This window comes from Planococcus halocryophilus, from assembly GCF_001687585.2.
Taxonomy (GTDB): Bacteria; Bacillota; Bacilli; order Bacillales_A; family Planococcaceae; genus Planococcus; species Planococcus halocryophilus.
Genome location: NZ_CP016537.2, coordinates 1158291 through 1180273 on the forward strand (window position 1 = coordinate 1158291; position 21983 = coordinate 1180273).

The window sequence follows — 21983 nt, forward strand, 5'->3', positions numbered from 1 at the left end:
TGTCACAGCCTTTCTGTTTAAATAAGTTCTCTTAGTATATCATAGACAACAAAAAGTCAGTCCTGTTTTATTCCTTCGTCACACGAACTACTCGAATGTCGGATTAAATGCTACACTTACAGAGAACGTATAAAAGGAGGAGTTTTATGCAAATCGAATTACACCAACATTCACAGGACAATCAAGCAGAAATCCTCGTTGTCGGCTTAAGCCGTCATCCTGAGAACAGCAAAGGATGGGACGATTTCGCGAAACGATTTGATGGCAAATTGGAAAGTTGGACAAAACAAGATTTATCATATGATTTAAAATCTGTCATTACGTATCCTACACTTTCTGGCGCAATTCCACGCGTATTGTTTATCGGATTAAACGACCGGAAAAAGTTAACTGAAGAAGATCTCCGTTCTTGCTTTGGTTTAGTCGGCAAAGAACTAGCGAAGAAAAAAATTAAACACGCAGCGGTTTATATGGAGTCATTTGAAAACGACTCGATTAGCAGTGAAGATGTTGCTTATTTAGCTTCAGAAGCGATTACATTGGGCGGCTATAGCTTTGATGATTACAAAACAACATCAAATGAAACACAAGTAAAATTGGAAACCTTAACTTTCCTAGCAGAAGAAGTGCAAGAAGATGTGGAAGCAGCAGCAACAGTAGGGGCTATTTTTGGCCAGTCTGTTAACGATGCTCGAACACTTGTTAATATGCCTGCAAATATTTTAACAGCAACAGCAATGGGCGAATACGCAAGAGAACTTGGAGAAACTTATGGCTTTGAAACAGATATTTTAGGAAAAGCAGAACTTGAAGAACTCGGTATGGGAGCAATTCTTGCTGTCAACCAAGGTTCAACCGAAGAACCGCGTCTTATTGTCTTGAAATACAAAGCAACAGAAGGGTTTGAAGATCCACTAGCGCTTGTTGGTAAAGGTATTACCTTTGATACTGGTGGTTACTCAATCAAGCCTAAAGACGGCATTGTAGGAATGAAAGGCGATATGGGCGGAGCAGCGGCAGTACTAGGTGCTATGAAAATCATTGGTGAACTTCAGCCAAAACAAAACGTCATCGCTGTTATTGCTTCGACAGATAATATGATTTCTGGCAATGCCTTTAAACCGGATGATGTTATAACCTCCATGAGTGGTAAGACTATTGAAATTTTAAATACAGATGCTGAAGGTCGTTTAGTATTAGCGGATTCTGTGAGTTATGCGAAACAACTGGGAGCAACAAAAATCGTTGATGTTGCGACGTTAACAGGTGGAGTTATTGTTGCGTTAGGAAAAGACAAAACAGGTGCCTTAACAAACGACGAAGCCTTTTTTGAAACTTTCTTAGAAGCCTCTATGGAAAGTGGCGAATTTGTTTGGCGCTTGCCGTTAACAGAAAGTGACAAAAAACGCATTCGCACAAGCAATGTAGCAGATTTGAACAACTCACCAGGACGCGATGGCCATATGATTTTTGGCGGCGGATTTGTTGGCGAATTTGCAGGGGACACGCCTTGGATTCATTTAGATATCGCAGGAACTTCAGATGCAGACAGCGCACACGATCTTGGACCAAAAGGTGGTACGGGCGCGATGGTACGTACGCTCGCGATGCTAGTTGAAAAAATGGCAGATGAGCAATGAAAAATTAAAATAAAATAGCCAGCGAAAAGTAATATACTTTTCGCTGGCTATTTTTTATTCTTCAGGCGTTTTGTTATTTAACAATTCGTCCTTTTTGTTTTTGATTGCGACTTTCATATCATCACGCACTGTTTCGTCAGCAACACTAATGCCGGACATATATGCAGCACGTCCGATTAAATGTCCGCCTACAGGAGCGGTAATAAACAAGAACGCAATCGCAATAATTAGTTGTGTATTGAATATACCTTCGATTAACCAAAAGTGGATAAAGGCGGCAAGCAATACACAAAGGACACCAAGCGTAGAGCTCTTAGAAGCAGCGTGTGTGCGCGTATAAACATCTGGCAAACGGATAAGCCCAAGAGCCGTAACCAAGCTAAATATGACCCCTGTGCTCATTAATACAATGATAACAATGTTAATTATGGTCGTTTCGATCGAAAATCTCTCCTCTCTCAAGGAATTTCGCAAAAGCGGTCGTTCCGATAAAGGACAAGATGCTTAACAACAAGATGACTTCGAGAAAGAATTCTGTCTCGATGATTAAAGACAACAAAGCGACAATCGATACCAGTGCAATTCCGATTGCATCGAGTGCTACGACACGGTCAGCAATTGTCGGGCCTTTAACAAGTCGGAAAAGAAGGCCAGTAAAGCCTAAGCTAACAAGAATTAGTGAAACCCAGTAAAACGTCATCATGGGCGGCTCACCTCCAAAATCGCACGTTCGAATGTATCTTTAATGGAATTGACGGCATCTTCAATATCATCAAAGTCGAGCGCGTGAATATAAAGTCTTTTCTGGTCATCTGAAATACCGACAACAAGCGTTCCTGGCGTTAACGTAATCAACGCAGACAATAACGTGATTTCCCAGTCTTCTTTTAATTCGGTTTCTAATTCGAAAATAGCGGGCTTTAAATTCATCTTCGGTTTAATCACAATAAACAAAACCTGCATACTTGATTTGAATAGTTCTTTAAGAAACAAGAAAAACAGCGAGATAACCGCCCATGCTCTTGAAGTGTATAGCCGGTATGAAAAGAACCGGCGCATTAAAATAATGATACCAAGGCCAACTAGAAAGCCAATCGCGAATCCTGACGGGCTAAAGGAAACGGTCATGAACATCCAGACAAAGGCCAAGAAGAAATTCAATAAAATTTGTAAAGCCATATGTCACCTACTCCTTTAAGACCGCATCGATATAGATGGATGGATTCAGCAGCACTTCACCCGCACCTGAAATAAGGGGCATGAAGAGTTCCGCACCGACCCCGAATACCACTGTCATGGCAACAAGGATGACCGTTGGAATAAACATTTGATTGAAAGTTGATTTTTTCAAAGGAACCGTTTCAACTGGCTGTCCCCAGAAAGCATAGACGAAGATACGAACAGAACTAAGTAGCACGATTAAGCTAGTTGCCAAGACGACAATACTACCCCAAAACTGCGGACCTTCAAATCCTCCTTGAATAATAAGTAGCTTTCCTGGGAAACCGCTAAGTGGGGGAATACCCGCTAAGCCAAAGGCAGTCAATAGATAAACCCAGCCTAGAACCGGATAAGTTTTGATTAATCCGCCCATTTTGCGAAGATCTGTTGTACCAAATAATACAGCGATAATACCAACTAAGAAAAACAATGCAGCTTTGATCATCATATCATGAATTAAATACATAATAGATCCATCAATGCCCGGTTGGTTTAATTGAGCAACTCCGAACAAAATAACTCCAACTGCAATAATAATATTGTAGATAATAATTTTTTTTACATCAAAGTAAGCAAGAGCACCAACACAACCAGCAAAAATTGTGAGAATCGCGATAATTCCTAGCAATTCATGAGTAAATCCAACATTCATCGTAAAGAACAATGTGTATGTACGCATGATCGCATAAACACCGACTTTCGTCAGCAACGCGCCAAACAGTGCAAGTATCGGAATCGGTGGTGCATAATACGATCCAGGCAACCAGAAATACAAAGGGAAGATAGCGGCTTTAAAACCGAAAACCACGAGGAACATGACGGCGATAACCGTTAAAATACCGGTTTCTTCAATCTGCGGAATCTTTACTGCCAAATCCGCCATATTCAATGTACCCGTAACCGAGTAAAGAAAAGCGACAGCGGCAACAAATAAAGCAGATGAAATGATATTCACAAGCAAGTATTTGATGGATTCACGTAACTGAGGCTTTTCGCCACCGTGGACGATCAATGTGTAAGAAGCCATTAACAACACTTCAACAAAAACGAATAAGTTGAAAATATCGCCTGTTGTAAAGGCACCGTTAACACCCACCATCAAAAAGAGTACTGCAGGATAGTAGTATGATTGTTCGCGTCTCAAACCAATAGTTGGGATGCTATAAAAAATAACAAGCAACACGAGAACGGATGCTGTGACAACTAGTAAAGCGGAAAGTGGATCCGACACCATGGAAATACCAAAAGGTGCAGGCCAGCTACCAAGTGTTACGGCTTGAACACCGTCAGTATTAACTTTTGCCAGAAGTACAAGAGCAGAAAGTAAAGCGGCTCCAGCCCCAACCACAGCTAACACGCGCTGAAGCTTTACGTTTTTCGGGAACATCATCAGGATAGCAGCGAAAAACAAAGGAATGATGATTGGAAACAAAAGTAAATTACTCATAATCTTCAGTTCCTCTCAGCAAATTCATATTGTCGGTACCAAGCTCCTGATAAGACCGGTAGGCGAGCACTAAGAAAAATGATGTTACAGCAAAAGAAATGACAATCGCTGTCAATATCAATGCTTGAGGAAGAGGGTCTGCGTAATCGCTGACACTCACTCCATGAGCTACAACAGGAGGAGAGTTTCCACCAAGTCCACCCATCGTTAATAGTAAAAGGTGAGCACCGTGGCTCAATAACCCTGTACCGATAATGATACGGATTAAGCTTTTTGAAAGCATTAAGTAAACAGCTGCCATAAAGAGAAAACCTATGGCAACCGACATAATTATTTCCATTATTCATCCTCTCCAATCGTTTGAATAATGGTCATCGTAACTCCAACAACAACCAAGTAAACCCCTGCGTCAAACAACATTGCTGAGTGCAGGGAAGTTTTACCGAAAAGCGGTAAATCAAAATAACCAAAAGCATGTGTGAAAAAAGGAACATCAAAGATAATTGCCCCAGATGCTGTAGCAAGAGCTATTAATAAACCAATAGCTGTCATCGTCACGTAATTGATAGGCAATATTTTTTTCACTGTTGAAATATCAAAAGATAGCATCAACAGCACAATGGCACTAGTAGTCAATAACCCGCCAACAAAGCCTCCACCGGGTGTATAATGTCCTGCAAAGAATATGTGGACAGCAAACATCAAAATGATGAAGGTCACTACTTTTGTGGCCGTTTGAAGCATTACATCATTTGTTCTCATGCTGATCCTCCTTTTTCGTCAAGCGCAGTTTGATCATCGTGATAATACCAATACCTGTAATAGCCAATACAGCAATTTCAAACAATGTATCAAATCCGCGATAATCAACTAAAATGACATTGACGATATTTCCGCCGCCCGCTTCTTTATAAACCGTTTCTTTATAGAATTCGGAAATAGAAGGCATGGCTTTTTGTGACAGAGAAGACAAGGCAACCAAGGTTACTGTTACACCAACACCTATTGCAACAAGTGCGTTTCCAAACCTGAAGCGCATGCGTTCTTCTTTTCGGCTGATCTGTGGCAAATGATAAAACGCCAGCAAGAACAAGGCAACAGAAATCGTTTCGATAACGAGTTGTGTTAAAGCCAAATCAGGCGCACGGAAAATAACAAAGAGTAAGGCAATTGAATAACCAACAGCACCAAGTGCAATAATTCCTGTGAGTCTAGATTTAGAGAAAAGAATCGTAAATGTGGAACCAACTAATGCGATCAAAATCACAATTTCATAAAATCCGACAGGTGCAAGATTTGTGAAATCTATAGCAAATGCATCCGTTAAGAATAGAGTTCCAAGAACAATGAAGATGACGAAACTAAACATATACACCAAATACGAACGGATAAAACCAGTCATGTAAATTCTTGAGAATCGGTTTGCACCGGTATCACTCAAAAACACCATATTGTCGTAAAGTGCATTTAATGATATAGCTTCTGGGAAGAGATCGTAACTCTTCTGCCATTTACGCAATGTCCAAAACATTAGGAATCCGATAGCGAAAATGCCAAGTGTCATAAAGAACTCAGGATTAAATCCGTGCCAGGCAGAAACATGGATCTTAATTTCTTCTGGTGAATCATAAAGGAACGGCTGCATAGCCAAAACGGCTGGTTTAACAAGCCAATCACCGATAAGATTCGGGATAAAGAAAATCACGACTACAAGAAGTGCTAAGAATACAGGCGAAATGAGCATACCAATAGGTGCTTCATGAGCAGGTTTTGGCAATTGATCTGGTTTATGTTCGCCCGCAAATGTGTGGAATACGAAATAGAAACTGTAAATAAACGTGAAAACAGATCCAAGCCATGCAACAACCGGGAACAAGATACCCCAAACGTCCATAGAAAACAAATCAAATTCTGTTAACGACAGCATCGCGGTCAAAAACATTTCCTTACTCAAAAATCCGCCAAACGGAGGCAAACCTGCCATCGAAAATGCGCCAATCATAGCGACTGTGAAACTGATGGGCATCAAGCTCATCAAGCCACCGAGTTTGCGAATGTCTCGCGTACCGGTTTCGTGATCAACGATACCGGCAATCATAAACAAACTGCCTTTAAATACGGCATGGTTGATCAAATGGAAAATTGCAGCAAACCCAGCATACTTAAAAGTTGTTTCAGCAATATTGTCGATATGGTAACCCGCAGCTGAAGCACCGAGCAATGACATAATCAAGCCCAGTTGCGACACTGTTGAAAATGCCAAAATTCCTTTTAAGTCTTTTTGTTTTAAAGCGAAAAACGAACCCCAGAACATAGTGAATAGTCCGACACTTGCGACTAGCCACATCCACGTACCAGATATCGCAAAGATCGGTGTCAACCGAGCAACTAAGTACAATCCGGCTTTAACCATTGTCGCAGAGTGCAAATAGGCACTAACAGGAGTAGGCGCTTCCATTGCATCCGGTAACCAGATGTAAAACGGAAACTGTGCCGACTTTGTAAACGCACCGAACAATACCAAGACGAGCGCCCAAATAAAGAAGTCATGTGACACCAGTTCAGTCGCTTGCGGAATCAATTCGCGTATGGAATACGTACCACCCATAATACTGAGTAATACAAATCCCCCAAGCATCATCAATCCGCCAAACACGGTAATCATCATTGATTTTAATGCACCAAAACGTGAGCGGTCACGCGTATACCAATATCCGATTAATAAGAATGACGAAATCGATGTCAATTCCCAAAACAGATAAAGCGTGATTAAGTGATCACTTTGGACAATACCAAGCATTGCCGTCATGAACATTAACAAGTAAACGTAAAAGTTATGTAATTGTTCACGGTGTTTGTCCAAATAAAAAATGGAATATAGCACCACTAAAGCACCGATACCTGTAATCAGCAAAGTGAACAAGAGGCTCAATCCATCGATATACGCGATAAATGCGATATCAAGCGAAGGAATCCATTGGAATTCAGACACTAAATTACCGCCATGAATTGTTGTAGGAAGCAATGAGACGTAGTAACTGAATAAAGCGACAGGAACCATTAAAACAAACCAGCCCGTATGGATCTTTCCGACTTTCTTAAATAACAGCGGAACAAACAAGGCTGCTAGCAAAGGTAAAAAGATTAATAACACAAATGACAAATGAATCCTCCTTCCAGCATAAACGTGATGAGTTTCTAATTAGAAATTATAACGCAAATCGAGTGGTTTTGCACCGCTCATCAACTAATGCCATCAGATTCCATGCACTTTTTATAAACTTTTGAAATAGGAAGAAACCCGATTAAAAAAATTTTCGAATTTCGAAAAAAAGCATAAAAAAACTGTAGACAACTCGAGTTGTCTACAGTTTTTTACGTATTCTTTAATTCTTGCTCAAGCAGTACGTCTTCAAAATCTTGCTGTGGTTTTGCAAGTGTTATCCGAAGAAAGACAAAAGCAAAGATAAATAAAATACTCGTCACGATAAAGACAGAAGAAATACCGATAAATCCACTAACAATACCGCCAAAAACTGGACCAATAATATTCCCAAGAAAACGGAAGCTCGTATTATAGCCCATAATTTCTCCTTGAATCTCAATCGGCGCTTCTCGGCGCATTAATGCAGTAGTAGTTGGAATCATTCCACCAACTGCTACTCCGAAGAATAAGCGCAAAACAATTAATTGCCAAAGGTCAGTAACAAAAGCTTGAGGGATGATAAAGACAAATGCTAGTACGAGCAATAAGCCAAGTACTTTTTCGTAGCCAATAGAATCACCCAAGCGTCCCCAACGCCGGGCAAACATTAAATTACCAACACCGGTGGCACTAAATGTAACCCCTGCGAGAAACGCTACTTGAGCGCTGCCTGCTGTTAGTTCTGCTACGTACAGTGAAAGTAAAGGTTGGATGCTAAAGTTCCCAATTTGAATTAACGCTGTGATAATCATAACGTTAAGCATTAATCGGTGATTTAAAATGCCGTTAATAATAGTTTTCGGAGCGTAGACATGTGCACCTTTTACTTTAACGCGTTTAATTTCACGTAAACCAAATACAACAAACAAAGCAGCAATGGTGATAATGGTTGCAGTTATTAAGAACGTATACTTAAACCCAAAAGCATCAGCCATCAAACCTCCGAGAACTGGTCCAAATAATGTCCCTGAAACACTACCCATTTGAAGTGTCCCAAGCGTTTTTCCTGCGCTTTCTTTAGAAGTTTGTGAGCTAACAAAAGCTAATGAGGTAGGGATAAATCCAGTAACCAAACCCATAAATAAGCGAATCATAAACAATCCTGTAACGGAATCAGCTGTCCCCATCAAAAAAATACTAATAGCAATACCAAAACCGTTAATGATTAGTATGGGCTTAAAGCCGTATTTGTCAGCAATACGTCCCCAAACAGGAGACATAATTAAAGCCGCAACAAAAGTTACACCAAATACTAAACCAGACCATCGTTGCACATATTCATCCGAAAAATTGCCGAGCGACTCTATATAAAGAGATAAGAATGGCATAATCATCGTGGTACTGCCGGCAACAAGGAAGTTAGTGAACATAATGATAAAGAAATTCTTTTTTTGTGTATCCATATGGAACCCTTCTTTCTGAAAGGAGCAATTGTTCCTATTATATATTACTTCGTCACACGAAGAAAGAAATGAAAACTATCAATTTATTCGGAAAAGTAAGTTTGAAAGTTGTCTTGTCTTGAGTTGAAAAAGCTGATTTTTAGTTTTCTGTATTTATGCTAAAATAAGGCGGGGTGAAAAAGATGAAAAAAACAATCATAGTACCAATTTTAGTGGCATTTTTACTTGGCGCGTGTTCAGCTCAACAAGAAGAAACTAAAACGGAAACAACGACAGAAAACAGTCCAGTTCAAGTAGAGGGCTATCCGCAGTTGTCGCAAGAAGTTGCTGAAGATGAAGCGTTAGTTGAATTCAACACATCGATGGGAATGATGAAAATCAAACTATTTCCTGAGATAGCACCAAAGGCAGTTGAAAACTTTTTGACTCATGCAAAAGAAGGCTATTACGATGGATTAACTTTCCACCGGGTTATTGAAAACTTCATGCTACAAACAGGAGACCCGACTGGTACGGGTGGGGGTGGCGAAAGTATTTACGGCGCACCTTTTGAAGATGAATTTAACGATCACCTTGTTAATATTCGAGGAGCTTTGTCTATGGCAAACGCAGGACCAGGAACAAATGGCAGCCAGTTTTTCATTGTCCAAGCGCCTGAAGTTACAGAAGATATGTTTGAAAAAGAGTATCCACAAGAACTTCGAGATGCTTATTTGGAACAAGGAGGTACGCCTTGGCTTGACGGAAGGCATACTGTTTTTGGTCAAGTAATAGAAGGGCTAGATGTGGTAGACGCTATCGCAGAGGTTGAAACAGTTAGTGAAAAGCCGGTAGAAGATGTCACCATCGAATCCATCAAAATTCTACAGCAATAACATAAACGGCTTGTAGAATGCTTTGCAGCTTTATTTTTACTTTATGTGCTATTATAGCCCTTAACGCTAGAGAAATGTTAGGTGAAACGAATGGGTATGAATGAAATGAACAGAAAAGCTGTTGAAATCATGAAATATTGGGATCCATTTGCTATAGGTTCCGAATCATATGGGCAGGAAATTGGCAATGTGATTACTCAATTGCAAGTTTTAGACCATCCTTCAGAACTCGCAAAAACCATTCAGACAAGTTATGAATATTCATTTGGGAAATGGATTCCATTAGAACAATGTGTAGACATTTCTTACAAGTTGATCGCACTTAAATTTGAAGCAAAGCACATCATTTAAAACAAAAAGAGCGTTCGGCAAATTTTGCCGAACGCTCTTTTTATTAATAGTTTTTTAAGATTACAAACCGTCAACTAAATTAGAAGCAGGTACTTCTAAAGCGTTTGAAAGGATCATAATGTTCTGGGTTGAAGGAACTTCTTCACCACTTTCAAAGGCTTGAAGTCTAGCAATCCCAATGCGTGTTTTTAATGCGAGTTCGTCTAGTGATAAGTTGCGTTCTTCGCGAAGCGCTTTTAATTGTGCGTGTAACTCTTTTTTCATATTCATGCACTCCTTCTCATATGGAACTTTCTTCTATAATACAATATTAGCATGTAGAGAATCATTAAGGTAGCTTTAAGTTATGGCGGTTTTCGGACTATTTAGATTAAAAAATAGCGATTAAGCCACGGATAAACACGACAATAATAGCGGCGGGTGCCACATAACGTACCAATACGCGCCAAATATCGACCCAAACCTTTTGTTGAGACAATTCATTATGTGCATCTTCTTTTGTTAACACGTAGCCTGCAAATATTGCAGTAAACAATGCGCCAAGAGGTAAACCAATTCTACTAGTTACTGTATCCATAAGATCAAAGAACGTCATCCCGAAGAAAACTTCTTGCGGCATCACACCGAAAGACAAAGCACTTGGAATGCCAACGATGAAAATCATTAAGCCGAAAATGATTGCAATACGGCGACGACGATCATATTTACTCTTAACGCCAATAGAAACCGCAATTTCCAACATAGAAATAGAAGAAGTTAAAGTTGCAAATAGCAATAAGATAAAGAAGATAATCATTAAAAATTGACCCATAAACAATTGATCAAAAACTGCTGGTAAAATAATGAATACCAGTCCCGGACCTTGGTCAGGTGTATAGCCTAAAGCGAACACTGCTGGGAAAATAATCAATCCCGCCATAATTGAAATAACGATGTTCAACGACACAACGCTGACAGAAGAACGTGTTAAGTTTTCTGATTTTGATAAATAAGAGGCATAAGTAATCATACCCGCAACACCTACGCTCAACGAGAAGAACGCTTGACCAAGTGCAACTAAGGCAGTTTCAAAATTAAAGAAAGACCAGTCAGGAACAAACATAAAACGTACGCCTTCCATAGCGCCATCAAGTGTTAATGAACGAATCATTAGCACGACGAAGAAAATGAGTAAAGCTGGCATCATGATTTTGCTTGCACGCTCGATGCCGCCTTTAATTCCTCCTGTTACTATCCAAACTGTTAGTCCCATGAAAGCAGCTTGTGCAATTAGCACTTCCCATGGATTTGTGATGATACCAACAAATAAGTCGGCAAATTCACTGTCTTCTAAGCCAGACAGCTGAAACAGAATTGAGCGACCTAAGTAAGATAATACCCAACCCCCAACAACGCTGTAAAAAGACAAAATTAAAAATGAAAAGAAAAATCCAGACCAGCCGATTAAATACCACGGTTTGCCGGGGGCTTGTTTTTTGAGTCCACTAACTGCATCTGCCTGACCTCGTCGGCCAATCACAAATTCAGCAAGTAAAACTGGCAAGCCGATTAACACGGTACTAAGGATAAACAGCAAGATAAAGACACTGCCGCCATTGGCACCGGTCTCATATGGGAATTTCCAAATCGCTCCTAAGCCGATAGCACTTCCTGCTGCCGCTAATATAAATCCAAACTTAGAGCTCCATTGGTCACGTGTTTTCAAAATTATCACTCCTATTTCTTATAGATTTCCTCATTTTACACGAGCAGCACTAAAAAAAATAGCAGTTTTTGAAACGTTCTTCTTCTAAATTCGTATTAAAATGTATTGATTAGAAAAAAGTGGTTATTCCGACGACAAGGAGTGGAAATATGTCTTCAGCGACAGATGACTATAACAAGGCCCGAAAAGGCGACAACGCGTCATTCGGTAAATGGATTGACTATAAATTACCAAGCTTCGGTCGACTTGCTTTTCAATTAGGTGTGCCTGTAAGAGAGTTGCCGGAATTTCAACGATTTTGTCTATTACAATTTCAAAAAGAGCTTCATCAAATTGAGGAAGATCAAGCAGAAGTTCGATTGTCTCAACTTATGCTGGGTCAGTTATCTCAGCATAAATCTCAAGTTGAAAGCAGTGAAGAAACCAATGTGCTGGGGTTCAAAGAAGATAATGACTTGCATAGGGAGCTGCAAAATCTAGAAAAAGAACAACGAATTGCTATTGTGTTCATTCATTTCCATCACTATTCGTTAACAGCGACTAGTCTTGTTATAGAAAAAACTGAACAACAAATAGAAGAGTTGATAACTGTAGGGATGAAAACCATTCAAGAAAAACTCAATTTAAACCAAGCACAACTGAAGCAACGATTTTCGATGCTCGAGAAATCCTATCACCGGTTTATTCCGCCTTTGCCACTTGAGCAAGAAGTTCCTAACTCATTGGAGCAAGAGGTCTCTGAAAGCTCGGGATCCAGTCCTGTTCCACAGCCCATTCGAAAGAAAGCAAGCTTTAGGCTAGGAGCGGCATTTCTTTTTTTAGCCACGGTTGTTGGTGCAAGTTTTGCCATGAATGAGCAACCGATTGAATCTGGAAAATCTACTGAACAACAGCAAATGGAAACTATTACAGATGAAAAACTGGCAGAATGGCGCAATCAATACGAAGATATAAAAAAAACATCTCCCGAGCGCTTAGGAATTTCATCTGAACAATATGAAAAACTCGACTATGTAAAGCGAGCCGATGAGGAAATGGAACTTGTTTTTAGTAAGAAAAAAGTTAAATCGTTAAAAAATGATCCTCTTGAGATGGAAGCGACAGTTAATCGTTTGTTTAGACAAATCGAAACCCCACAAGGAATGGTCGAGTCATTATCCCGTCATTCGATGTTAGCTGCTGAAACGGAAGAATTTCTAATAAATTATTCAGTAAAAACAGACGAGCTGCGCAGCTATGTGGATAAACTATTGATGAAATATCAACAAGAACTAAAGTCAACTCACGTAATGGGGCAGTTGTCTCCAGAAAAATTAATGGCTCAATCTGACAATTACCCAGAAGAGTTGCAGCTAGTTGTAGAAGCTTTACCCGAATACAATTTATTTGTCATCTCACATATAAATGAGGAGCGATTCAGAACAATACGAGACATTAACCAACTTCATATGCAACAACCTATTGTGGGCAATCCCATTGCTTCACCATTTTTAAGTTGGTTAAGTGGAGATCCGTATATGGATGACAGTGGATTTTTATGGCCGCTTGAAAATATTACGCAGCAACTCTTGTCAATGGAACAGGCTTTATTAGAAGAAGGAATAGATAGTTCTTTATTTGATGCGGTGGATGTTGCTTATCAGCAAATGTTTTGGCAACTCGTAAAAGGTAGTGAAAACACAGTTATCTTTGACGAAAACGGGACAGTTAAAGTCGAATATCGAGATGCGTGGAATCGCATTGCGTCATCCAACCCAATGGCTTACATTATGTTGCCGATATTAGAGGAAATGGAAGCTAGTGGCTGGACTGCTTCAAACTCCTATGAAGATTTAGAATTTCATCATCTTTCTGAGGCAGTAGACATGGAAAAGTCAGGGGAGCTTTCCAATAAGTTGCCCAATGGAAATTTAGCGATAGAAGACGAGCTAGTCGATATGAAAGATTTCAATTACAGCCGGATAAAGGATTTATACAATTCCTTTAAAACTAGCTATGATTTGCAATTGTTAGCAGGAGTGCCCCCTTTAGATGTGCTGTTTATGTATCATTATGCCAATCACATAGAAGACCCAAAAACACAATGGTATTTGTTAGCAGATAGCCCGTTTAAACCAACGCTCAAAACATACTTACAAGAGTGGCAACAAATTCCTGAACTTACCGAAAAAGCGAGATGGGTTGAATTGTCTGCTGAATCATTTAAACAGCGTATAAAAGAAAAAGTTTATATTTATCCTCAGGTTAATATGGATGAATTTGTAGAACGATTGGATTTACTATTAGTTACGGAAAAAGACCAAATTTGGCAAATCGACTACAGACATTTCGAAAATTATGATTTACTCGACGAAAATCAGAAGTTTGTGCAACGAGTTGAAAATTTGTACCAATCATTTGCTGTAGACCATGAACAAAAGCACTTAGCTGATGGGAAACCCGGCGAAATAGCAGGTGTATTTTTTAAAGCTGTTGAAAAAGAAGATATTCCAACTGTGAAACAATTAATGCCTGGGCTCGACATGAAAGATGAAGAATTTCCGGCATTTTTTGAGATGTATAGTCTCCGTCCGCTTACAGACTTAACAGAACTAACATTCAAGACACATTTTGCGCCATTTGTTTCAACAGGATTTGATGGATCTGTAGAAATTAAATATGAAATAGATACGCATGAAGGCTTGTTCCAACAGCATTTTTTTATGGAGAAAACAGAAAAGGGTTGGCGAATGACGAACATGAATAATTACTGATTTTACCTTGGCATATAGTTGTGCTATAATATACAGATGCCAATAGGTGTACAGGATAATTAGATATGACTAGGAGCGGGTAAACATGACAAAAACATACCAAACAGGCGATACGGTTTCAGGAAAAGTTACAGGAATCCAGCCATACGGCGCATTCGTAGCTTTAGACGATCAAACACAAGGATTGGTCCACATCTCAGAAATCACTCACGGTTACGTGAAAGAAGTTAGCGAGTATTTGGAAGTTGGACAAGAAGTTGACGTGAAAGTATTGGAAGTTGATACAAAATCTAAAAAAATCAGCTTATCGATTCGCGCACTTCAAGAGCAGCCAGTAGCAGCTCAAAAAACTGAAAAACCAAAACAATCTCTTCAATCACATGTAAACGAAAGTGATTCTGAAGGATTTAACTCTTTGAAAGAAAAAATGCAAGAGTGGATCAAACGTTCTGGACAGTAAGAAAGTAAAAAACGAAGCGTAGACATTATGTCTGCGCTTCGTTTTTTTTGATTTTTCGTAAACGGTATTGAAGGTTTTGTCGGCTCATGCCAAGAGCAGCTGCAGCTTTCGTGACATTGCCATTATGCAAATCCATCGCTTTTTGCAAATAATACATTTCAGCTTCAAACAAATATTCTTCAAGTGGCAATAACTCCGTAGTAGACTGAATGATAAAATCTTCAGGTTTTTGTGCTCCGTTCAAGTGATTCTTCAACATGAAATGATGAGGCAACATATCTGCTGTTACAATTTCTTGTGTTGTTAACATGGAAGTGATTTCGTCTAATAGCAACTCCAATTCTTTTAAATTCCCTGGCCAGTCATAGTCATGCAGCCGCTCTGCGACTTCTTTGTCTAGGCTATGTACAACCGACCCCACCATCATCCGATGACGTGAAAAATAATCATTCACAAATGGTAGAATGTCTTCTTTACGCAGGCGAAGTGGCTCTACTTTTATCGTCATAGAGGAGAAGAAATAGTAAAGGTCTTTCAGCAATTTATGTGACGTGATTAACTCGACTGGATCTTCACCAACACTAGCGATAAAATACGTATTTCCACGCGAACGTTCTTCCACCATCTCTAGTAATTGTTCCTGCAAAGGCAGTGACAGCAAATCGATTCGTTCACAATAAATGGTACCTTCATTAATTTGCTTAATGTCTTCGCCGAGTTGATCGATAATCGTACCATCAGTGCCATGGCAATAAAGCGTGTGCATAGGTCTTTCAGGAGATTGCGCCCAATGAATCGCTTCTGCAATTAATTCCTTTCCAGTGCCAGATTCACCTACTAGTAATACCGGCAAGTTCGCAATCGCTGCTTTTTCGGCAGTGTTAATCACTTTTTTCATGCTTGTGGATACGGCAGAAATTGTTGAAAAGGTAATGGGCTCGTCGTATTTTTTTAGTGGATGATATATTACTTTTTCAAGTGTCGTGACATCGCGTGATAATTCAATTGCACCAATCAACTTTTTTTTATCGAATACGGGATAGGTATCGTTGATTGTTGTAATTTCTTGGCCTTTGCGGTTCCAATAAGTTTGTTTGACATTGAAAACAGGAACTTTACTTTGAAGCACATGTAGCATCGTACTCTCCTGTTGGTCAAAACGAAACAATTCTAGAAGCGAACGGTCCGCGAGTTCCTCAAAATCGAATCCTTCAATTTCACGCATTTTTTTATTGTATAAAATGGTTTTTCCTTTTGTATCTATGGCGTGAATCCCAATAGCCACGTGATCTCCAGCAAATTTATAGAACGGTGATAAATCGATATCTTCCGGCTTCAAAACGCTCACTCCAAAATTATTTTGATTTTTTAAACGAAAAGACTTGAATTATGCAACAATCTTTTGCATTATTATAAGTGGAAACAGTTTGAAAGTGCAAATTTTTTTTGCGCTCACTTAAAATTCAAGGAGGATTTACATGATTCCCTACAAACACGAACCATTCACAGATTTCTCGGTTGACAAAAACCGCACAGATTACCTTGAGGGCTTGAAAACAGTTGAAGCTTACCTTGGACAAGATTACCCGTTAATTATTGGTGGAGAACGAATCACTACTGAAGATAAAATTATTTCTTTCAACCCTGCTAACAAAGAAGAATTGGTTGGACGAGTTTCTAAATCAAATAAAGAATTAGCTGAAAAAGCAATGCAAGCAGCTGATGAAGCTTTTAAAACGTGGAAAAAAGTAAAACCTGAAGTTCGCGCGGATGTATTACTTAGAGCATCTGCAATTATTCGTCGTCGCAAATACGAATTCTCAGCACTATTGACAAAAGAAGCAGGTAAGCCTTGGAGCGAAGCAGACGCTGATACAGCTGAAGCAATTGATTTCTTGGAATACTATGCGCGCCAAATGCTACGTCTTAAAGACGGTATGCCAGTAGAGAGCCGTCCCGGCGAAGACAACCGTTACGACTATATTCCATTAGGCGTAGGTGTTGTTATCTCACCTTGGAACTTTGCTTTTGCTATTATGGCTGGAACTACAGCAGCAGCAATGGTAGCAGGAAACACGGTTCTATTGAAGCCAGCTTCAACAACTCCAATCGTAGCTTACAAGTTTATTGAAGTTCTTGAAGAAGCGGGCATGCCAGCTGGTGTTGTTAACTTTATTCCTGGACCAGGATCTGAAGTAGGGGACTACTTAGTAGATCACCCGAATACTCGCTTTATCTCATTTACCGGTTCAAAAGAAGTTGGTTTGCGCATTGCAGAACGGTCTTCAAAAGTGAACAAAGGGCAATTGTGGATGAAACGCTTAATCGCTGAAATGGGCGGAAAAAACACTATGGTCGTGGACAAAGATGCCGACCTTGAGCTTGCAGCACAATCAATTGTGAAATCAGCATTTGGTTTTAGTGGACAAAAATGTTCAGCTGGATCTCGTGCGGTAATCGTTGAAGATGTCTACGATACAGTTCTTGACCGTGTTATCGAATTGACAAAAGAATTGACGATTGGCGACCCGACAGAACTTTCAAACTACATGGGGCCAGTTATTGATGGCAACTCATACGACAAAATCATGAGCTACATTGAAATTGGTAAAGAAGAAGGACGCTTAGTTGCTGGTGGAGACGGGGATAACTCTAAAGGATTCTTCGTAAATCCAACTGTCTTTGCTGACCTTGATCCACAAGCACGCATCATGCAAGAAGAAATCTTTGGGCCAGTTGTCGGATTAATGAAAGCTAAAGATTTTGACCATGCACTTGAAATTGCGAACAATACAGAATACGGTTTGACTGGCGCAGTTATCACAAACAATCGCGTGAACCTTGAAAAAGCTCGTGAAGATTTCCATGTTGGTAACTTATACTTCAACCGCGGTTGCACAGGCGCAATCGTTGGATATCAGTCATTCGGTGGATTCAATATGTCTGGAACTGACTCAAAAGCAGGCGGACCAGATTATATCGTTCTTCACATGCAAGCAAAAACTACTTCTGAGATGTATTGATCTATCACTAAATGGTATAATAATTCATTGAAAGGCAGACTAAGGTCTGCCTTTTTTAAAAAGAGGAGGAATTTAAATGACACAAACACAAACAATTATTGAACAAACAGAAAAATTTGGTGCGAATAACTACCATCCACTTCCGATCGTCATTACAGAAGCAGAAGGTGTTTGGGTAAAAGATCCAGAAGGCAATAAATTCATGGACATGTTGTCAGCTTATTCAGCTGTTAACCAAGGTCACCGTCATCCGAAAATTATTCAAGCATTAAAAGATCAAGCAGACCGTGTGACTTTAACATCACGTGCTTTCCACAATGACAAATTAGCTCCTTGGTACCAATTAATTTGCGATATTTCAGGCAAACAAATGGCATTACCGATGAATACGGGTGCTGAAGCAGTTGAGACCGCTTTCAAAGCTGCGCGTCGTTGGGCTTATGATGTAAAAGGCGTTGCTGAAAATCAAGCAGAAGTTATCGCTTGCGAAGGAAACTTCCACGGTCGTACAATGACAGCTGTTTCATTATCGTCAGACCCTGAATATCGTAGAGGCTTTGGACCAATGCTTCCAGGGATTAACTTAATTCCTTTTGGTGATTTAGAAGCATTGAAAAATGCGATCACACCAAACACAGCGGCATTCCTAATCGAACCAATTCAAGGAGAAGCAGGAATCATTATGCCTCCTGAAGGATTCTTAAAAGCAGCAAGAGAACTTTGCCGCGAAAATAACGTACTATTCATTGCAGATGAAATCCAATGTGGACTTGCTCGTACAGGTAAAATGTTTGCTTGCGAATGGGAAGATGTAAACCCGGATATGTACATTTTAGGAAAAGCACTTGGCGGCGGAGTATTCCCGATTTCATGTGTAGTTGCTGATAAAGACATTCTTGGCGTATTCAACCCAGGTTCACACGGTTCAACTTTTGGCGGAAATCCACTTGCTTGTGCAGTATCAGTTGCTTCATTAGAAGTGTTGCTTGATGAAAAATTATCAGAACGCTCTCAAGAACTAGGTGAATATTTCATGGGCAAATTGCGTGAAATCAAACACCCTTCTGTAAAAGAAGTTAGAGGCCGTGGATTGTTCATCGGTATGGAGTTAACAGAAGCAGCAAGACCGTATTGCGAACAATTAAAAGAACTGGGCCTATTGTGCAAAGAAACACACGATACGGTTATCCGTTTTGCTCCACCATTAATCATTACAAAAGAAGAATTGGATTGGGCGATTGAACGCATCCAAAAAGTATTCGCTAATTAATTTCTACATGGCAAATAAATCTTCAAATGTGTTACACTAGTTGCTGAGTAAATACTAAATATAAAGAGGCGAATTAATACAATGGCTGAAAACTTGAACTTGTTGACGTCTACGCAGAATGTTATTAAAACTGCACTAGATAAGCTTGGATACGAAGATGCGATGTACGAGCTTTTAAAAGAACCAATGAGAATGTTAGAAGTACGCATTCCAATCCGTATGGATGATGGCAAAACAAAAGTCTTTACAGGATTCCGTGCACAACACAGTGATGCGGTGGGTCCAACAAAAGGTGGAGTTCGTTTCCACCCAGATGTAAACCGTGAAGAAGTAATTGCGTTATCAATGTGGATGACATTAAAATGTGGAATTGTAGAATTACCTTACGGCGGTGCAAAAGGTGGAATCATTTGTGATCCTCGCGAAATGTCGATGCACGAAATTGAGAAATTGAGTCGTGGATACGTCCGCGCAATTAGTCAATTTGTTGGACCAAACAAAGACATTCCAGCACCAGATGTATTCACCAACTCACAAATCATGGCTTGGATGTACGATGAATACAGCAAAATTGATGAATTCAACTCACCTGGCTTTATTACAGGTAAGCCAATTGTTCTTGGTGGATCTCAAGGTCGCGACAAAGCAACTGCTCAAGGTGTAACCATTTGTATTAATGAAGCAGCAAAAAAACGTGGTTTGGATATGCAAGGTGCACGCGTTGTTATTCAAGGTTTCGGGAATGCAGGAAGTTTCCTTGCGAAATTCCTTCATGACGCTGGTGCAAAAGTAGTTGGAATTTCAGATGCATACGGTGCTCTTCATGATCCGGATGGTTTGGATATCGATTATTTACTAGATCGTCGTGATAGTTTCGGAACAGTTACTACATTGTTTGATAACACCATTACAAATAAAGAATTATTTGAATTGGATTGCGACATTTTAGTACCGGCAGCTATCGCTAATCAAATCACTGAAGAAAATGCCAACAACATTAAAGCTTCTATTGTAGTTGAGGCAGCTAACGGCCCAACAACTGCAGAAGCAACGAAGATGCTAACAAATCGCGGTATTCTTTTGGTGCCTGATGTTCTAGCGAGCTCTGGTGGAGTTACAGTTTCTTACTTCGAGTGGGTACAAAATAACCAAGGTTACTATTGGACACAAGAAGAAGTTGACGAAAAACTCAACAAAAAATTAGTTGATGCATTTGAAAACGTATATAACGTTGCGACTACTCGTAATATCGATATGCGTTTGGCAGCTTATATGGTCGGCGCTCGTAGAACTGCAGAAGCTTCACGCTTCCGTGGATGGGTTTAAGACACAAAGAAAACCGCCTGGATTTTTTTCCGGGCGGTTTTTTGAATTCAATCTTTTGCAATTTGCTTAACGTAACTTCATAATAAAATTTGAATAGAGGAGGATGATTGTATTGAACGCATTTTCATTTTACAACCCAGTAAAACTTATTTTTGGTAAAGGGCAGTTACAAGCTGCTAAAGAAGAGTTGCCGAAATACGGTAAAAAAGTGTTACTTGTATACGGTGGAGGCAGCATTAAAAAGAATGGCCTTTACGATGAAGTTACTCAAATGTTATCCGAAGCGGGACTTGAAGTTTTCGAATTAGCTGGAGTAGAACCAAACCCAAGAATTTCAACTGCTAAAAAAGGCATTGAAATTTGTAAAACAGAAGGTATTGATGTGTTATTAGCAGTAGGTGGCGGTTCAGTTATTGACTGCACAAAACTCATCGCTTGTGGTGCAAAATACGATGGTGATGCATGGGATCTAGTTTCTCGTAAAGCACAGCCTGAAGATGCACTACCTTTTGGAACAGTGTTAACAATTGCTGCAACTGGTTCAGAAATGAATGCAGGATCTGTAATTACAAACGAAGAAACACAAGAAAAATATGGTTGGGGAAGCCCGTTATCATTCCCGAAATTCTCTATCCTAGATCCAACTTACACATTATCTGTGCCGGAAAATCACACGGTATACGGCATTGTGGACATGATGTCTCATATTTTCGAACAATACTTTAATGACGCAACGAGCACGCCAGTTCAAGACCGGATGTGTGAAGGTGTCTTAAAAGCAGTAATCGAAACAGCACCGAAATTGATGGATGATCTTCAAAGCTATGAGCACCGCGAAACAATTATGTTCGCAGGAACAATGGCGTTGAACAAATTCCTTGAAATGGGTTACAGAGGAGACTGGGGTTCGCATAACATTGAACACGCAGTATCTGCAGTTTATGACATTCCACATGCTGGCGGATTGGCAATTCTATTCCCGCAATGGATGCGTCATAACGTAAAAGTAAATCCAGCTCGTTTTGCTCAAATGGCCGTTCGCGTATTTGATGTAAATCCAGAAGGTAAGTCAGAAGAAGATATCGCTTTTGAAGGTATCGATCGCTTGTCAGCGTTCTGGACTTCATTAGGAGCACCAACTCGTTTGGACTACTACGATATCGATGATTCAAAAATCGATTCGATGGTTGAAAAAGCAATGGTCTACGGTGAATTCGGTAACTTTGCAAAACTAAAAGGTGAAGACGTAAAAGAAATTTTGCAAGCTTCATTATAAAAAGAAGGCTCAGCGCTAAGCGCTGAGC

At 39.8% G+C, this 21983-nt stretch carries 20 protein-coding genes; 9 read left to right on the forward strand and 11 right to left on the reverse strand.

The window, feature by feature from the left end; all coding sequences use genetic code 11:
• The first annotated feature begins 146 nt into the window (after positions 1–146).
• Complete coding sequence (locus tag BBI08_RS05745; RefSeq protein ID WP_065527843.1) at positions 147–1640, forward strand: leucyl aminopeptidase; 1494 nt, start codon at positions 147–149, stop codon at positions 1638–1640.
• Positions 1641–1694: 54 nt separating this feature from the next.
• Here the strand turns inward: BBI08_RS05745 and mnhG are convergent, their stop codons facing one another.
• The 8 genes from mnhG to BBI08_RS05785 all read right to left on the reverse strand — a co-directional run bounded on the left by mnhG (position 1695) and on the right by BBI08_RS05785 (position 8916).
• The gene (gene mnhG, locus BBI08_RS05750) at positions 1695–2042 is read right to left on the reverse strand and encodes a monovalent cation/H(+) antiporter subunit G (protein WP_236610195.1); all 348 of its coding nucleotides are present in this window, start codon (positions 2040–2042) and stop codon (positions 1695–1697) included.
• A 19-nt stretch (positions 2043–2061) separates the two neighbouring features.
• Complete coding sequence (locus BBI08_RS05755; protein ID WP_008428227.1) at positions 2062–2343, reverse strand: Na(+)/H(+) antiporter subunit F1; 282 nt, start codon at positions 2341–2343, stop codon at positions 2062–2064.
• A complete protein-coding gene (locus BBI08_RS05760) occupies positions 2340–2819 on the reverse strand; it encodes a Na+/H+ antiporter subunit E (protein WP_008497688.1) in 480 nt (159 codons plus the stop codon). The genes BBI08_RS05755 and BBI08_RS05760 overlap by 4 nt, the downstream gene beginning before the upstream one ends.
• A gap of 7 nt (positions 2820–2826) precedes the next feature.
• Entirely contained in the window at positions 2827–4308 is a 1482-nt protein-coding gene (locus BBI08_RS05765) for a Na+/H+ antiporter subunit D (protein WP_008497687.1), read from the reverse strand.
• Positions 4301–4648, reverse strand: a complete 348-nt coding sequence (locus BBI08_RS05770) for a Na(+)/H(+) antiporter subunit C (RefSeq protein WP_008497686.1) — start codon at positions 4646–4648, stop codon at positions 4301–4303. The genes BBI08_RS05765 and BBI08_RS05770 overlap by 8 nt, the downstream gene beginning before the upstream one ends.
• Complete coding sequence (locus tag BBI08_RS05775) at positions 4648–5070, reverse strand: Na(+)/H(+) antiporter subunit B (protein WP_008497684.1); 423 nt, start codon at positions 5068–5070, stop codon at positions 4648–4650. The genes BBI08_RS05770 and BBI08_RS05775 overlap by 1 nt, the downstream gene beginning before the upstream one ends.
• Complete coding sequence (locus BBI08_RS05780; protein ID WP_008497683.1) at positions 5057–7471, reverse strand: Na+/H+ antiporter subunit A; 2415 nt, start codon at positions 7469–7471, stop codon at positions 5057–5059. Before BBI08_RS05780 ends, BBI08_RS05775 begins: the two co-directional genes overlap by 14 nt.
• A gap of 212 nt (positions 7472–7683) precedes the next feature.
• Complete coding sequence (locus tag BBI08_RS05785; protein WP_008497682.1) at positions 7684–8916, reverse strand: MFS transporter; 1233 nt, start codon at positions 8914–8916, stop codon at positions 7684–7686.
• A 182-nt stretch (positions 8917–9098) separates the two neighbouring features.
• Here BBI08_RS05785 and BBI08_RS05790 point away from each other — a divergent pair, with 182 nt between their 5' ends.
• Both BBI08_RS05790 and BBI08_RS05795 read left to right on the forward strand, forming a co-directional pair.
• Positions 9099–9791: a peptidylprolyl isomerase gene (locus BBI08_RS05790; protein WP_008497681.1), complete on the forward strand. Its 693-nt coding sequence runs from the start codon at positions 9099–9101 to the stop codon at positions 9789–9791.
• A 90-nt stretch (positions 9792–9881) separates the two neighbouring features.
• Positions 9882–10142 (forward strand): DUF1871 family protein, encoded by a 261-nt coding sequence (locus tag BBI08_RS05795; protein ID WP_008497680.1) that lies wholly within the window; start codon positions 9882–9884, stop codon positions 10140–10142.
• A 60-nt stretch (positions 10143–10202) separates the two neighbouring features.
• Here the strand turns inward: BBI08_RS05795 and BBI08_RS05800 are convergent, their stop codons facing one another.
• Both BBI08_RS05800 and BBI08_RS05805 read right to left on the reverse strand, forming a co-directional pair.
• Entirely contained in the window at positions 10203–10406 is a 204-nt protein-coding gene (locus BBI08_RS05800) for a helix-turn-helix domain-containing protein (protein WP_008497679.1), read from the reverse strand.
• A 106-nt stretch (positions 10407–10512) separates the two neighbouring features.
• Positions 10513–11847 carry a sodium-dependent transporter gene (locus tag BBI08_RS05805; RefSeq protein ID WP_065527844.1) on the reverse strand — a complete coding sequence of 445 codons (1335 nt, stop codon included), beginning with the start codon at positions 11845–11847 and terminating at the stop codon, positions 10513–10515.
• A gap of 149 nt (positions 11848–11996) precedes the next feature.
• Here BBI08_RS05805 and BBI08_RS05810 point away from each other — a divergent pair, with 149 nt between their 5' ends.
• The gene (locus BBI08_RS05810; protein WP_065527845.1) at positions 11997–14600 is read left to right on the forward strand and encodes an intermembrane phospholipid transport YdbH family protein; all 2604 of its coding nucleotides are present in this window, start codon (positions 11997–11999) and stop codon (positions 14598–14600) included.
• A gap of 85 nt (positions 14601–14685) precedes the next feature.
• Entirely contained in the window at positions 14686–15060 is a 375-nt protein-coding gene (gene yugI, locus BBI08_RS05815) for a S1 domain-containing post-transcriptional regulator GSP13 (RefSeq protein ID WP_008428249.1), read from the forward strand.
• 25 nt (positions 15061–15085) lie between these two features.
• Here yugI and BBI08_RS05820 read toward each other — a convergent pair whose 3' ends face one another.
• Complete coding sequence (locus BBI08_RS05820; RefSeq protein ID WP_065527846.1) at positions 15086–16399, reverse strand: sigma 54-interacting transcriptional regulator; 1314 nt, start codon at positions 16397–16399, stop codon at positions 15086–15088.
• A gap of 139 nt (positions 16400–16538) precedes the next feature.
• Between BBI08_RS05820 and pruA the strand changes: the two genes are divergently transcribed.
• The 4 genes from pruA (at position 16539) to BBI08_RS05840 (ending at position 21955) form a co-directional block, all read left to right on the forward strand.
• Positions 16539–18083, forward strand: coding sequence for an L-glutamate gamma-semialdehyde dehydrogenase (pruA, locus tag BBI08_RS05825; protein ID WP_065527847.1), 1545 nt, complete (start codon positions 16539–16541; stop codon positions 18081–18083).
• A 76-nt stretch (positions 18084–18159) separates the two neighbouring features.
• A complete protein-coding gene (locus BBI08_RS05830) occupies positions 18160–19353 on the forward strand; it encodes an ornithine--oxo-acid transaminase (protein ID WP_008497672.1) in 1194 nt (397 codons plus the stop codon).
• An 81-nt stretch (positions 19354–19434) separates the two neighbouring features.
• Positions 19435–20679 carry a Glu/Leu/Phe/Val family dehydrogenase gene (locus BBI08_RS05835; protein WP_008497671.1) on the forward strand — a complete coding sequence of 415 codons (1245 nt, stop codon included), beginning with the start codon at positions 19435–19437 and terminating at the stop codon, positions 20677–20679.
• 112 nt (positions 20680–20791) lie between these two features.
• Positions 20792–21955, forward strand: a complete 1164-nt coding sequence (locus BBI08_RS05840) for an iron-containing alcohol dehydrogenase (protein ID WP_008497670.1) — start codon at positions 20792–20794, stop codon at positions 21953–21955.
• Positions 21956–21983: the final 28 nt, after the last annotated feature.

Excerpts from the sequence above, each read along its gene's own strand:
- BBI08_RS05745 (WP_065527843.1), top strand. The coding sequence starts at position 147 with ATGCAAATCGAATTACACCAACATTCACAGGACAATCAAGCAGAAATC.
- mnhG (WP_236610195.1), bottom strand. The coding sequence starts at position 2,042 with ATGAGCACAGGGGTCATATTTAGCTTGGTTACGGCTCTTGGGCTTATC.
- BBI08_RS05755 (WP_008428227.1), bottom strand. The coding sequence starts at position 2,343 with ATGATGACGTTTTACTGGGTTTCACTAATTCTTGTTAGCTTAGGCTTT.
- BBI08_RS05760 (WP_008497688.1), bottom strand. The coding sequence starts at position 2,819 with ATGGCTTTACAAATTTTATTGAATTTCTTCTTGGCCTTTGTCTGGATG.
- BBI08_RS05765 (WP_008497687.1), bottom strand. The coding sequence starts at position 4,308 with ATGAGTAATTTACTTTTGTTTCCAATCATCATTCCTTTGTTTTTCGCT.
- BBI08_RS05770 (WP_008497686.1), bottom strand. The coding sequence starts at position 4,648 with ATGGAAATAATTATGTCGGTTGCCATAGGTTTTCTCTTTATGGCAGCT.
- BBI08_RS05775 (WP_008497684.1), bottom strand. The coding sequence starts at position 5,070 with ATGAGAACAAATGATGTAATGCTTCAAACGGCCACAAAAGTAGTGACC.
- BBI08_RS05785 (WP_008497682.1), bottom strand. The coding sequence starts at position 8,916 with ATGGATACACAAAAAAAGAATTTCTTTATCATTATGTTCACTAACTTC.
- BBI08_RS05790 (WP_008497681.1), top strand. The coding sequence starts at position 9,099 with ATGAAAAAAACAATCATAGTACCAATTTTAGTGGCATTTTTACTTGGC.
- BBI08_RS05795 (WP_008497680.1), top strand. The coding sequence starts at position 9,882 with ATGGGTATGAATGAAATGAACAGAAAAGCTGTTGAAATCATGAAATAT.
- BBI08_RS05800 (WP_008497679.1), bottom strand. The coding sequence starts at position 10,406 with ATGAAAAAAGAGTTACACGCACAATTAAAAGCGCTTCGCGAAGAACGC.
- BBI08_RS05810 (WP_065527845.1), top strand. The coding sequence starts at position 11,997 with ATGTCTTCAGCGACAGATGACTATAACAAGGCCCGAAAAGGCGACAAC.
- yugI (WP_008428249.1), top strand. The coding sequence starts at position 14,686 with ATGACAAAAACATACCAAACAGGCGATACGGTTTCAGGAAAAGTTACA.
- pruA (WP_065527847.1), top strand. The coding sequence starts at position 16,539 with ATGATTCCCTACAAACACGAACCATTCACAGATTTCTCGGTTGACAAA.
- BBI08_RS05830 (WP_008497672.1), top strand. The coding sequence starts at position 18,160 with ATGACACAAACACAAACAATTATTGAACAAACAGAAAAATTTGGTGCG.
- BBI08_RS05835 (WP_008497671.1), top strand. The coding sequence starts at position 19,435 with ATGGCTGAAAACTTGAACTTGTTGACGTCTACGCAGAATGTTATTAAA.